We start from the raw sequence: 12,350 nt of genomic DNA, 5'->3' as shown, positions 1-12,350 counted from the left end.
GCCATGCACGGTGCAACATCAAGCGTTACAAAGGCGCCTGATGCGGCAGAGCATGAAAGAATCCATGCGTATGTCTCGGATCACGGAACTTTTTGCGCGTGATCCAGCGTGGAAGGACGTGGCATGGCGACAGGACCCACCCCGGCTATCGCGCATCAGCGCACGGATGCGGCCTGGATAACAACGGTCTTTGCGGGCATTATGGCGGCCTTGCATATCTGGAAGCTCCCTTCGGCGCTTCCGGTGCTGCAAGAGGAGCTGCACATTTCGTTGATCCTCTCCGGCGTGCTGCTGGGGGTGGTCCAGGTCGCCGGCATGCTCGGCGGCCTGGCTATGTCGCTGCTCGCCGAAATCTATTCCCAGCGAAAAATCATGATCCTCGGCCTGCTCCTGCTCATTCTCGGCTCGGCCCTGGGTTCCTTCTCCCCCAATGCGGCCATGCTGCTGGGCACGCGAATTATCGAGGGGGTCGGGGTGATCATGTGCAGCGTGATGGGCCCCGGCCTGGTGCGCGTCCATGCGCCGCTGCACCGCATGAATCTGGCGGTGGGCTGGTGGGCCGCCTTCATGGGCATCGCCACCTTCTTCGGCGTCTTGGGCACCGCGGTTGCCCTGCGCTTCATCTCCTGGCAGAGCTGGTGGTTCATTCTTGCGGTGCTGACCGTGCTCCCGATCCTGCTGATTCTCAAGTTCGTCTCCGCCTCTGCCCCGGGCGGAGGCACCAGCGCCAAGGAAGCCTTGAGGAAAATCGTGGTGACCGCAGCTTCCGGCCGCATCTGGATCAGCGGCATCATCTTCGGCTGCTACACCGTGCAGTGGATGGCAATCGTCGGATTCTTGCCCACCATTTTCCGTGAAGACGGACTGTCGCCAATCCTCGGCGGGTTATTCTCGGCGGTAGTCGGCGGGCTGAACGCGCTCGGAGCGATTATCACCGGGCTGCTGCTGCACCGCGGAATCGCGGGCAAGAAAATGCTGCTGGCCTCCTTTGCGGTCATGGCCGTGATGGCCCTGTTGACCTTCGCGATCGACTACCCGGCATCGCTGGTGCTCGTTCAGGTGCTCTGCGTGGGGCTGTTCTCGCTCTGCGGTGCCGCCGTTCCGGCCACGATGACGCGCCTGGCGGTTGATCTGGCACCGGAGGGCGGCTCGGCCCCGGCCGCCATGGGCCTCATGCAACAGATATTCAATATCGGAAACTTCACCGGGCCGATGCTCGTCGCCTGGCTGGTGGTCCTCACCGGCGGATGGTCTTCCACCTGGTGGGTGAGCGCGTTCTTCGGGACGCTGGGCTTGGCGATGGTCATGGTTCTGCTGCCCAAGAACTCGCCGCTGAACTCGATCCAGCACGCCTAGGATACCCACCAGCCGCCGCCATAAATGAGCACCGCCGCCATGACGCCCAAGAGCCCTCAACGCGTGGCGCACTACCCAAGGCATCGCCGCAATGGGCACAATGTTCCCATGCGCCTTTTCCTCATTCGCCACGGACAGACCCCCTCGAACGTCGGGCACCACCTCGACACTGGTGTTCCGGGAGCGCCGCTGACCGAGCTCGGGCAGCAGCAGGCCGAAGCCCTGGTGGCCCTGCTTGGCGAAACCGGCATCGAGGCCATTTACGCCTCGAACCTGGTGCGCACCCAGCAGACTGCGGCCCCGCTGGCGGACGCCCTCGGCCTGGACGTCGTCGTGCACAGCGGATTGCGTGAGATCTCCGCCGGTGCACTGGAGATGGCCAACGATCAGCAGTCCGTCCAGACCTACCTGTCCGTCGCCCTCGGATGGGCCGACGGGAAGCTGGAAACCCCGATGCCCGGTGGCGGCCCGGATGGGGCAGCCGAATTGGCGCGTTTCGATGAAGCCGTGGCGGAGGTGGCAGCCTCCGGAGCGCAGACCGCGGCAATCTTCACCCACGGGGCCATCATCCGCGTCTGGGCCGCAGCCCGGTGCGAGAACCTGGATGCAGCGTTCTCCGCGGAGCATTCGGTGTCCAACACCGGAGCCATCATCCTCGAAGGTACCCCCGGAAATTGGCGCGCAACCCAGTGGCAAGAGCAAGCCATCGGCGGAGCGGATCTGGAAGATCCGGCCACCGACGGCGCGGCCGCAGATACTCTCACCCGAGAGTAGCGGGCAGGTTTAATTCAGAGGTTTTCCGGGCCCGTCTCGTTCCGCTTTCCAAGGTCAACGCCTTCGGTGTCCGCATCGTGGGGATACAGGTCCGCTCCGGTGCGGTCCTTCAGCGTCAGGGTCGCGAGCAGCGAGGCGGCCACCCAGATGAACAGGTACGTGGATACCGCCACGGTGGTGTCGAACTTGCCCACCAGCGCGGCGGCAATCGTCGGCGCGAACGCGCCGCCGACCACCGAACCCAGCGCATAGCTGATCGAGGCCCCGCTGAGCCGGATGCGCGCCGGGAACAGCTCGGCGTAGAGCGCCGGCAGCGGCCCGTAGGAGAAGCCCATGAAGGCACCGAAGACCACCAGGGACACGGTCACCCAGGCGAGGTTGGCGGTTTCGATGAGCAAGAACAGCGGGAAGAGCCAGGCAAGCAACAGCACCCAGCCGATGATGAACATCTTCTTGCGCCCGATTCTGTCCGAAAGCACGCCGCCGAACCAGGTGGAAATCAGCCAGGCCACCGACCCGATGGTGATGATATTGAGGATGTCTCCGGCGGTCAATTCCAGCTTGTTTGTCGCATAGCCGAGAATGAAACCGCCGGTGAGCATGTAGCCTGCGGTGTTGTTGCCCATGAACACCAGGGTCGCCTGGATGACCTTCTTCGGGTGCTTGCGAAACAGCGTGGACAGCGGGGCGGTCTCGGTCTGCTTGGTCTTCTCCAGCTCGTGGAAGACCGGGGACTCCTGGACTTTCACGCGGATGTAGTGGCCGATGAGGATCAGCACGAAGCTGAGCAGGAAGGGAATGCGCCAGCCCCAGGCCATGAACTGCTCCGCGGAGAGCACCGCGGCGATAATCGCGCTGACCGCCGAGGCCAGCAGCATGCCCGCCGGAACGCCAAGCTGCGGGAAGGCGCCGAACTTTCCGCGGGCATTGTCCGGGGCGTGCTCCACTGCCATGAGCGCGGCCCCGCCCCACTCGCCGCCGGCGGAGAAGCCCTGGACGATGCGCAGGAAGATCAAGAGAATCGGGGCCCAGACGCCAATGGTTGCGTAGGTTGGCAGCAGGCCAACGAGCGTGGTGCCCACGCCCATCATGATCAGCGTGGTGATCAGCACCGCGCGGCGGCCATAGCGGTCGCCAACCCGGCCCATGACCACGGCCCCCAAGGGGCGGAAGAGGAAGCTGATGCCGACGGTGGCGAAGGCGATGATCGAACCGAGCGACCCTTCGGCCGGCGTGAAGAACTGCGGAGCCAACACCAGCGCCGCGGCATTGGCATAGATGAAGTAGTCGTACCACTCCACGGTGGTTCCCACCATTGTCGCACCGGCGACCCTTTTCTGCTCCGGCGTCATACGCCCCGATGCGGAAGCTGCTGCAGTCATTGCTCCTCCTCGATATAGCGAGTGTCTGGGAGCATTTTCCTGCACATATCCGGGCGCTCGGCGCCGGACTTGGAACGACTCCCTAGCCCCGATATTAGGCTTGTATTTATAGTCCTACAAGGGCTGCAACAGCACGCTGGTGCCCGGGAAGCCAGCGTGCTTCGGGGTGGAACGGCTCCAGTCCGCTCGTGTGCCGGCGGCACGGCACCGCAGGATCACCGGCCCGGCGTTGCCGATTCCCGCGCGCTGCCGGCCCCGGGGTAAGCGAGGCCGCCGCGGCTAGGAGCCGGCGGTGATCGAGTCGATGGCGGTGCGGGCTTCTTCGGCCAGCTGCTCGGGCATCGGGGCACTCTTGGCCGAGTCGGCGGACACCTTCTGGCCCTCGTCGCTGACCACGTATTGGCCGAAGGTCTTGGCCAGTTCCACGGTCTGCGCATCAGCATAGCTGCTGCAGAACAGCAGATAGGAGACCAGCACCAGCGGGTAGGCGCCCTCGGCGGTGGTTTTCCGGTCCAGCTCCAGCGCGATGTCGTGCTCCTTGCGGCCTTCGGCGCGTTCGGATTCGGCTACGGCCAGGGCCGCGGCCTCGCCGCTGACGGCCACGAATTCGCCGCCGACCTTCAGCTTCACCTTGCCCAGGTTCTCATCGACCAGGGAGTCATCGGCATAGGTCACCGCGCCCACCGCACGGGTCACCGTGGTCACCACGCCGGCGTTGCCCTGGGCCTTTTCCAGGCCGGTCGCATCCGGCCAGCCGCCATCGGGCTCATGGGCCCAGGCTTCGGGGGCAACGCTGTGCAGGTACTCCGTGAAGTTCTCGGTGGTTCCCGAGTCATCGGCACGGGCCACCCCGGTGAGCGGAACATCGGGCAGTTCCACCCCCGGATTCAGCGCGGTGATGGCGGGATCCTGCCAGGAGCGGATCTCGCCGGAGAAGATCCTGGCGATGGTCTCTGCGTCCATATTCAGCTCGCTGATCCCGGGCAGGTTGAAGGCGATGGTGATCGGGGAGATGTAGGCGGGGATGTTGATCGCGCCCTGCGGGCCGCAGGTTTCGATCGAGCGCTGGATCTCTTCTTCCTTGAGGTACGCATCGGATCCGGCGAATTCGGTGCCGCCGGCCAACAGCCCGGCGCGCCCGGCGCCGGAGCCCACCGAGGCGTACTGCACCTGGACCTTGGGGTGCAGCGTGGCGAATTCGGTGGTCCAGGCATTCATGGCGGAGTTCTGCGCCGTGGATCCGCCTCCGGTCAGCGTGCCTTCAAGATTCGAGGTATTGCCCTCCGCGGCATTCCGCTGCGCTTCGCCCAACGGGTAGTCCGACCCGCATCCGGCCAGCAATAGTGTCGCAGCCAGGCTTGCGGCGACTATGAGCTTGGGTGAACGGGCAGATGCCGACCGGCGGGGGAGGCTGGGGCGCACGGGTGCTCCTCAAATCTTGGCTGAATGTTGGACAGGCTAAAAACACAAGTCAAGCATCATACTGCTCAATGCTCGAAACTCATTACTTCGCGCTGGTGCAACTACCTTACGTCGAATCGGGTACGCGTGCGGTGCGCGATTGCTCGAAGTCTTGAAGGTCCTGGGCAAATCACCCGGTCAGCGCCCCAGCCGCTTGGCGGCCGCTGGAAAGATCAAGACCGTCAGCGCGCCGGTGACCCTCACGGAAGCGGTCACCTCGGAGAGAATCCCGCGGGCGGCCGCGGGCCTCAGCGTTCTGAGCGGCGCGAGGTTGAAATTCACGCCGCTGGTCACGGAGAATACCGAGATCAGAAAGCTGAATCCCACGATTTCCACCTTGTCCATCACCTCGGCGGCATACTCGGCCTTCACCTCCTTGAGCACCGCGTTGGCCAGGATCCCGGCGGCGAACATGCCAAGGGCCGCATCCAATTCGAAGACGGCGGCCACCAGCATCAGCGAGACCAGGAGCAGCTCGGCACAGAACTTTTACTCCAGAAGCAGGTCGTAGCTGACCTGTACGGTAAAAATCCAACATTTTCGGTTAAAGATGGGATTATTGCCCAAATAAGCTTGGTATTTGCTGGACGCTTTGCTATTCATTGAATGGTGAACAGAGTAACTGCATGAGCCAACGCCGCGTATTCCGCCGCTTCATCCTTCCTTCCGCCTGGCTGCTGATCGGCGCCCTCGTCGCCGTCAGCCTGGTCAAGCTCGCCTTCACCGGCAGCAGCTCGGCCGCCGAGGACCAGCTATATCCCACCGGCGAGGTGCCGGCCGAAACAATCATGGTGGAAACGGGCACCGTGGAGAACACCCTGTCGATTTCCGGGAGCATCAAGCTCGATGCGGCGCAGCCGCTGAACGCCCCGCTCGACGGCGTAGTGAACTGGGCCTTCGTGAAACCCGGTGACCACGTGAGCAAGGGCGACCGGATCTTCCAGATCCGCGCCGAAACCCAACCCGAAGCCGCCGAGACCACCGAGTCCGATCAAGAATCCTCCGCCGGGGAGGAACCGGTGCAGGCCGCCGAGCCCGTGGTGACTTACCACGACGTGTACGCCCCGGCCACCGGCAAGGTCGGCAAATTTGCCATCGAGCTCGACGACGAGGTCACCAAGGGCGCCGACCTGGCCAAGGTGCAACCGCAGAACTTCAAGGCGGTCGGGGCGATCAGCCCGCTCGACCGCTACCGGCTCATGGATGGAACTCTCGAAGCCACGATCACCATCGAGGGCGGGCCCGAGCCCTTCACCTGCAAGGATCTGAGCGTGGGCGATACCGCCTCGGCCACGGTGGACGCCGATTCACCGGAGCAGGAGCTGGACCCGGGGATGGGCTCGATATCCGCCGAAGGGCAGGGCTCCAGTGCCTCGGGCAGCGAAATTTCCTGTGACGTTCCGGCGGACACCGTCGTTTTCGATGGGCTGTCCATGGCCATGGACATCGAGGCCGGAACCGCCGAAGAGGTGCTGACCGTACCGGTCACCGCGGTCCGCGGACTGGTCGGCAGCGGCACCGTGTGGCTGCTCGACGAGAACGGCAAGGAGATCCGCACCGAGGTGCAGCTAGGGGTCACCGACGGCAAGGTCGTCGAGGTGGCTTCCGGGCTGGAGGCCGGAGCCGAGGTGCTGCGCTACGTGCCGGGCTCCGCCCCCGAGCCGGCTGAAGGCCCGGGAATGGAGATGTACCCCTGATGAGTTCTGCTCAGCTGCTGAAGCTTGAGAACGTCACCCGCAGCGTCCGGCTGCCCGATGACAGCGAACTGCACATTTTGTCCGGCATCAACCTGACCGTCACCGAGGGCGACCATATCGCCATCGTCGGGCGCTCGGGCACCGGGAAGTCCACGCTGTTGAACATCCTCGGACTGCTGGACCGGCCGACCTCCGGCGCCCTGGCCTGGCGGGGAAAGGACGCCACGAAGCTCAGCGCCCGGCAGGCGGCCGCGGCCCGCGGCCGGGACCTGGGTTTTGTCTTCCAGCAGTTCAACCTGCTGCCCGGACGCACCGCGCTGGAGAATGTGATGGCGCCGCTGATGTACTCCAGCGGCCGCGACTTCTGGCAACGCCGCAGGCTGGCCGCCGAGTCGCTGGACCGGGTGGGGCTTGGCGCCCGGCTCGATTCCATGCCGCAGACCCTGTCCGGCGGCGAGCAGCAGCGCGTGGCCATCGCCCGCGCCCTGGTCCGCCGCCCGCGCGTGGTGCTCGCCGATGAGCCCACCGGCGCGCTGGACGTGGCCACCGGCCGCGCGGTGATGGAGCTATTGGATGCGGCCACCGTCGAATCCGGCGCCGCGCTGATCACCATCACCCACGATTCCAATGTTGCGGCGCTTGCCCGCGAGCGCTTGAGCCTCGACGGCGGACGGCTGCATCCGCTGGACCAGGAGGCCGCGCGATGAACACCCTGGCCCGTATCTTCACCGGATTCATCGCCGCCCTGCTCGAGGCCTGGCAGGAGCTGCGCATCCACCGGCTGCGGGTGCTGCTCTCGCTGATCGGGGTGACCATCGCGGTGGCCTCGCTGACCACCGCGGTGGCCGGAGCGCAAATGGCCCAGCAGCTGATGACCGAACAGCTCGAGCGCAACGGGCGTCCGGCGATGATCAGCACCTACGCCATGGACCCCGCCAGCCAAGGTCCGCCGCAGAGCTCCGCGGAGATCACCGCGGCTTTCGAGAAAACCAGCGAGCGCTTCAAGATCGAGTACACCTCGCTGATCGGCCGCACCTTCGGGACGCAGGCGGTCCGCCAGGGAATGTCGGTGGATACCGAGATGCAGGTGGTCGACCCGGACTATGGTCCGATGCACCGGATCTTCGCCCAGCACGGACGCTGGCTGGAGGACGCCGACGCGCAGAACCTCTCCCCCGCGGTGGTCGTGGACAAGACCACGCTCAGCGCGCTGGGCATGGAAGATGGCACGCTGCCGGCGACCATCGAGCTGCGCGGCCTCGGCGGCGACGTTTCGGTCACCGTCATCGGCGCCACCTCCACTCGGGGCTACGGATCGATGGGGCAGATGTGGATGCTGCCCGAGACCTACGAGCACTGGTTCGCGGCCGCCGCCCCGCTCAGCGATGTCAGCTATGCCATGTGGGTGCCCATCGAGGGCTCCGAGGAACTGGCCAGTCATTTCGCCCGGCAGATGCAGGCGGAACTTCCCGGCTACGTCGTCGATTCCCAGCGCCAGGACTATTTGGCCTGGGGCAACGACGAGTCCCTGAAGCAGGTCGCCCTGGTGGTCAGCTCGATCGCCGGCATCATTTTGCTGCTGGGTTCGCTGAGCCTGCTCAACGTGGCCATGGTGACGATGAAGCAGCGGATCCGCGAGGTCGGGATCCGGCGCAGCTTCGGCGCCACCACCGGGCGGGTGTTCTTCTCGGTGATGATGGAAAGCGTCGTGGCCACCGCCGTGGCCGGCGGGCTCGGGGTGCTGATCTCCGTGGCCCTGGTCTCGAACCCGAAGCTGATCAATGCCGTGATGGCCACCGGGCTGGATGAGATGCCCGGGTTCCCGGTGCAGGCCGCGCTGCTGGGCATGGGCGTGTCCATTGCCGTCGGCGCGTTGACCGGCGTTTTGCCCGCCCTGGTGGCCGCTCGGGTGCGCATCGTCGACGCGATCCGCGTCTGATACGCCGCTCGCCGGGCAGGCCCACCCGGGTTGGCCCGGTGGGGGTCCTGGCTACCGGAACAGATCCAGGTGGGCCAGGGCTACCCCCACCCGGTAGGCGGAGCGCGGGCTGCTGGAGACCAGTTCCCTGTCGTGCAAGGCAATATCTACGCTGTCGGTCACGATGCCGTCCACTCCGAGGCTCAATAGTTCGCGAATGGTCGCCTCGTCATTAACCGTCCAGACAAAGACCGGTTTGCCTTCGGCTTGAGCCGCGCGCAGCACCGCTGGATTGAAGGAGGCCTGTTCCACGACGATGAAGTCGGCTGCGACGTCGGGTATGGCTCCGATGCTCATGGCAATCGTCAGCCCCACCTGCAGCTCCGGGCGGCGCTGCTTGATCTCGCGCACGGCTTCTGGATCCAGCGAGTGATAGATATTCGCCTCGGCACTCCCCGTTGCATCCACCTCGGCGAGGAAACGATCCAGGTAGCCGGCGGACTCATGCCCGGTCACCTTGAGTTCAACCAGCAGCGGGATCTGCAGTTCCGCTGCCCGGTTCAGGTACTCGGTCATGGTGGGAATCTTGCCGGTGAACCCTCCCACGGATTGGGTCACGGCGGTGACCTCGGCAACGCTCATGTCATAGATGTTCTCGTTGCGTCCGGCGACAACCAGCAGATTGGTATCGTGGCTGGCCACGAAGTGGCCGTCTTTGGTCTCCTGGAAATCGGCCTCGACGTAGTCCGGCTGCAGCTTTGCGGCGGCTTCCAACCCGCCGATGGTGTTTTCCACTCCGCCGCCGGAGAATCCACGGTGCGCCAGAATGGCGGTGTCGGCGGCACGCGAAAAGGTGCCGGCCATAACCGGGGCCGCATTCACGCTTCCGGCCAGCACCAGTGCGCAGGCAGCCGCGGCTCCCATCGCACGGAGCAGCCTTGACCCAATGGCGGGCGCCGGTTCCCGCAAGCTGGCCAAATTATCTGGCAGCCCGAGCCGGGACCGGGTAGCTGCCACGAGCACCTGGATGATCACCACGGTCGTCGCGCCAATGACCAGGAATCCCAGGCCCTGGCCAACACCGATGCCGAGCGAAGCGGCCCAGGCCGCCCCTTCGGGCTCCAGGAATCCGCCAGCGGCGGCCGAGCCCCACACCAGGAACTCGACGATAAATGACATCAACAGGGCGGAAGCCAGCACCGGAACACCCAGCAGCGCCGCGGAGCGCCAGAAAGTCCGCCGGGTGGCACGCAGGCTCTCGACGATCGCACGATAGGGCCGTCGCCGGCCCACCACGAACATTGGCAGCGTCAGCATCAGGCGCAGATTGAGGTAGATCACTGCGCCGATGATGGCGGCGTACAAGCTGCCGCTCAGTGGTGTCTTCAGGTACTCCCGGGTGATGAACGGCGGGATATCGATGCCTTGGATGAGCACGGAAGACAGGCCGAGCCCACCGAGCGGAAGCACCACGAATAGGTAGGCCATGAGCAGCGGCGAGGGGTACCGGGCAAAGCGGCCCAAGGCGCTGCAGGTCTCGCTGGCTATGCCGCGCATGGTTGGCGGCAGGCCGGCTTGCTGTCGATTGACCATGACGATGAGGGCAGAGAACTGCAGGCCCATCGCAAGCAGCACCAGGACGGCGATCAAAAGGAGCAATAAGACGGCGCTCGGGTCCGCAAGCATCACCGGCAAATTGCGATCGGTGAGGTTCGTCAGCCCGCAGGATTCCAACGCCAGGGAAAACAGCGCCTTGACCCCGGGGATCACGGCCAGTGCGTTGACCAACTGCAGGGTGATGATGACGGCGAGATACCGCAGAGTGTGCGCATGCCCCAGGCGCAGCCCATGGGTGATGAGCCCAAGAGCCGAAGGCGCAGCCAACCGTCCGCGGCCTTGCCCGGACCGGTCCGAACCACGCGTTGCGGGGCCGGCGCTTTGGTCCGTTTCACCGGCTCCCGAGGGTTCCTTCATCGTCCGGGTCCTACTTTCAGGTTTCGTGTGCAATATGGCGCCAGTGCAACGTTTTGGAAGTAGTTGACCTTGGTCTCTTCCTATTCTAGAACTGCACGACTTGCGCGCCCTGCGGCTGGGATCTTCGGGCGGAGGCCATCTTCGGCGGATCGGCCAATGGCTGGTGCGGTCCTGCTATTTTTTGGCGAAGGCCGGCGTGCTAACCGCACATTCCACCGGCTTTCCGGGCTCCCCGGTGACCGCCGCGATTTCCTTGACGCCATCGAGCAGGACTCGGCAGGTGGCTGTGGCTCCGGCACGTGGGGCGGCTGAGACTCCGGCTTCTTCTTCGGCCGTCACCATGACCGTTTCCTGCCATGTGGCGCTCCGCTTTTTTGCCGGATCATTTGTTGTCGCCACCTCGCCAACCGCGTTCTCACTGGAAACTTCGCCTCGAGTCGGTGCCTCCAGGTACTTCACGTCATCAATGCCATTGACGGTTCCCCCGGTCACCGACACTTCGTAGGTGACGCTCCAGGCATCCGCGGTCTGTCTGCCGAAGGACTCAACCATGCCGCAGGCGGTGGCCGATAGACCCAAGACAACAAGCAATGAACATGCCCCGAGAATTTTCGAGATTCGTTTCGTCTTCGTGTTCTGGGAAATTTTCATTCTTTTCCTTCGTTCATGCGTACTTTGCTAGGTGTCGCCACCATATCTACGGTACAAGCCAGATAGTCGGCTTCGCCTCGCCCGGCAAAGGGAGATCTCGGCATTAGTGGCTCCACCCACGGGACTAGATGCCAACGGGCTGAACTGCCTATTGATGCCAGCGAACGGTCCACGCAAGCCAGCAGAGCCATGACCCAGCGGCAGCTCTCATCCCGGACAAAGCACTAGGTCCAAGACCAAGGGTGGTGCCAGCCGCTTTCGCGCACTCATGGCGAGCGCTAATCCAGGCCGAAATCCCGAGTTTTAATATTTTTCGAGAATTTTCAATCCTTTCCCCATCCGGCTCCGAATGCTTCATGACAGCCCGCACCGACAGGGTCGGGGAAGTACGGCGAGAGTAGTCGTCGTAAGGCAAGGAGATAGACATGAAACGCATGAATCGCAATTTCGCCGGCGCTCTCGGATTGATGGCAGTGGCCGCGATGGGGCTCACCGCCTGCTCGACCGGATCAGAAACCGCCGAGCCTTCGGCCTCCAGCTCCATGGCCGCACCAAGCAGCTCGGCCATGGCCAGCGAATCTGCCATGGGTGACGCGGAAATGGATCCCGCAGCGAATCTCGTTGGTTCCGGTTGCGCCGCCTACGCCGAGGCAGTTCCAAGCGGCGACGGATCGGTCGCAGGCATGGCCAAGGACCCGGTAGCGGTGGCAGCCTCGAACAACCCGCTGCTGAAGACCCTGACCGCCGCCGTGTCGGGAGAGTTGAACCCTGATGTAGATCTCGTGGACACCCTCAATGGTGACGAGTTCACGGTCTTCGCCCCGGTTGACGACGCTTTCGCAGCAATCCCGGAAAAGGACCTCAACGCGGTAGTTGAGGACGCAGATACGCTCAGCGGCATCTTGACCTACCATGTGGTCCCCGGCCAGATTGTTCCTTCGGATCTTTCGGGCTCCTACACCACCGTTGCAGGCCAGGATCTCGAGGTCACCGGCAGCGGCGACGAGCTCGAAGTCAATGGTGCTTCGGTCATCTGTGGTGGCGTGCAGACCGCCAATGCGACCGTCTACCTGGTCGACGAAGTGCTGATGCCACCGGCAAAGAAGTAACCTCGGCCGGTAGCAGCAATTCTCCAGG

General features: G+C 64.4%; 11 protein-coding genes. 6 read left to right on the top strand and 5 right to left on the bottom strand.

Annotated elements, in window-relative coordinates; all coding sequences use genetic code 11:
* Window positions 1-123 precede the first annotated feature (123 nt).
* Window positions 124-1,356: a CynX/NimT family MFS transporter gene (locus CQ017_RS03810; protein ID WP_105552586.1), complete on the top strand. Its 1,233-nt coding sequence runs from the start codon at window positions 124-126 to the stop codon at window positions 1,354-1,356.
* 108 nt (window positions 1,357-1,464) lie between these two features.
* Window positions 1,465-2,130: a histidine phosphatase family protein gene (locus tag CQ017_RS03805; protein WP_105552963.1), complete on the top strand. Its 666-nt coding sequence runs from the start codon at window positions 1,465-1,467 to the stop codon at window positions 2,128-2,130.
* A gap of 14 nt (window positions 2,131-2,144) precedes the next feature.
* Here CQ017_RS03805 and CQ017_RS03800 read toward each other — a convergent pair whose 3' ends face one another.
* The 3 genes from CQ017_RS03800 to CQ017_RS03790 all read right to left on the bottom strand — a co-directional run bounded on the left by CQ017_RS03800 (window position 2,145) and on the right by CQ017_RS03790 (window position 5,429).
* Window positions 2,145-3,512, bottom strand: a complete 1,368-nt coding sequence (locus tag CQ017_RS03800; protein ID WP_181150487.1) for an MFS transporter — start codon at window positions 3,510-3,512, stop codon at window positions 2,145-2,147.
* A gap of 279 nt (window positions 3,513-3,791) precedes the next feature.
* Window positions 3,792-4,934, bottom strand: a complete 1,143-nt coding sequence (gene pstS, locus CQ017_RS03795) for a phosphate ABC transporter substrate-binding protein PstS (protein ID WP_096288397.1) — start codon at window positions 4,932-4,934, stop codon at window positions 3,792-3,794.
* Window positions 4,935-5,111: 177 nt separating this feature from the next.
* The gene (locus CQ017_RS03790) at window positions 5,112-5,429 is read right to left on the bottom strand and encodes a hypothetical protein (protein WP_096288395.1); all 318 of its coding nucleotides are present in this window, start codon (window positions 5,427-5,429) and stop codon (window positions 5,112-5,114) included.
* 170 nt (window positions 5,430-5,599) lie between these two features.
* Here CQ017_RS03790 and CQ017_RS03785 point away from each other — a divergent pair, with 170 nt between their 5' ends.
* The 3 genes from CQ017_RS03785 to CQ017_RS03775 are packed head-to-tail and all read left to right on the top strand — an operon-like array spanning window position 5,600 to window position 8,609.
* A complete protein-coding gene (locus tag CQ017_RS03785; protein ID WP_105552584.1) occupies window positions 5,600-6,670 on the top strand; it encodes an efflux RND transporter periplasmic adaptor subunit in 1,071 nt (356 codons plus the stop codon).
* Window positions 6,670-7,377, top strand: a complete 708-nt coding sequence (locus CQ017_RS03780; protein WP_105552583.1) for an ABC transporter ATP-binding protein — start codon at window positions 6,670-6,672, stop codon at window positions 7,375-7,377. The genes CQ017_RS03785 and CQ017_RS03780 overlap by 1 nt, the downstream gene beginning before the upstream one ends.
* Window positions 7,374-8,609 (top strand): ABC transporter permease, encoded by a 1,236-nt coding sequence (locus CQ017_RS03775; protein ID WP_105552582.1) that lies wholly within the window; start codon window positions 7,374-7,376, stop codon window positions 8,607-8,609. Before CQ017_RS03780 ends, CQ017_RS03775 begins: the two co-directional genes overlap by 4 nt.
* A 51-nt stretch (window positions 8,610-8,660) precedes the next feature.
* Here the strand turns inward: CQ017_RS03775 and CQ017_RS03770 are convergent, their stop codons facing one another.
* Both CQ017_RS03770 and CQ017_RS03765 read right to left on the bottom strand, forming a co-directional pair.
* Window positions 8,661-10,562: a glycerophosphoryl diester phosphodiesterase membrane domain-containing protein gene (locus tag CQ017_RS03770; protein WP_105552581.1), complete on the bottom strand. Its 1,902-nt coding sequence runs from the start codon at window positions 10,560-10,562 to the stop codon at window positions 8,661-8,663.
* Between the two features lie 174 nt (window positions 10,563-10,736).
* A complete protein-coding gene (locus tag CQ017_RS03765; RefSeq protein ID WP_105552580.1) occupies window positions 10,737-11,213 on the bottom strand; it encodes a hypothetical protein in 477 nt (158 codons plus the stop codon).
* Between the two features lie 425 nt (window positions 11,214-11,638).
* On the opposite strand from CQ017_RS03765, the gene CQ017_RS03760 reads away from it, so the two are divergent.
* The gene (locus CQ017_RS03760) at window positions 11,639-12,322 is read left to right on the top strand and encodes a fasciclin domain-containing protein (RefSeq protein ID WP_096288383.1); all 684 of its coding nucleotides are present in this window, start codon (window positions 11,639-11,641) and stop codon (window positions 12,320-12,322) included.
* Window positions 12,323-12,350 lie beyond the last annotated feature (28 nt).

It is taken from the genome of Arthrobacter sp. MYb224 (assembly GCF_002975455.1).
Taxonomy (GTDB): domain Bacteria; phylum Actinomycetota; class Actinomycetes; order Actinomycetales; family Micrococcaceae; genus Glutamicibacter.
Note: the sequence above shows the minus strand (reverse complement) of the source record. Positions and strands in the feature narration are given on the sequence as shown.

Excerpts from the sequence above, each read along its gene's own strand:
- CQ017_RS03760 (WP_096288383.1), top strand. The coding sequence starts at position 11,639 with ATGAAACGCATGAATCGCAATTTCGCCGGCGCTCTCGGATTGATGGCA.
- CQ017_RS03775 (WP_105552582.1), top strand. The coding sequence starts at position 7,374 with ATGAACACCCTGGCCCGTATCTTCACCGGATTCATCGCCGCCCTGCTC.
- CQ017_RS03770 (WP_105552581.1), bottom strand. The coding sequence starts at position 10,562 with ATGAAGGAACCCTCGGGAGCCGGTGAAACGGACCAAAGCGCCGGCCCC.
- CQ017_RS03765 (WP_105552580.1), bottom strand. The coding sequence starts at position 11,213 with ATGAAAATTTCCCAGAACACGAAGACGAAACGAATCTCGAAAATTCTC.
- CQ017_RS03790 (WP_096288395.1), bottom strand. The coding sequence starts at position 5,429 with ATGCTGGTGGCCGCCGTCTTCGAATTGGATGCGGCCCTTGGCATGTTC.
- CQ017_RS03780 (WP_105552583.1), top strand. The coding sequence starts at position 6,670 with ATGAGTTCTGCTCAGCTGCTGAAGCTTGAGAACGTCACCCGCAGCGTC.
- CQ017_RS03810 (WP_105552586.1), top strand. The coding sequence starts at position 124 with ATGGCGACAGGACCCACCCCGGCTATCGCGCATCAGCGCACGGATGCG.
- CQ017_RS03785 (WP_105552584.1), top strand. The coding sequence starts at position 5,600 with ATGAGCCAACGCCGCGTATTCCGCCGCTTCATCCTTCCTTCCGCCTGG.
- CQ017_RS03805 (WP_105552963.1), top strand. The coding sequence starts at position 1,465 with ATGCGCCTTTTCCTCATTCGCCACGGACAGACCCCCTCGAACGTCGGG.
- CQ017_RS03800 (WP_181150487.1), bottom strand. The coding sequence starts at position 3,512 with ATGACTGCAGCAGCTTCCGCATCGGGGCGTATGACGCCGGAGCAGAAA.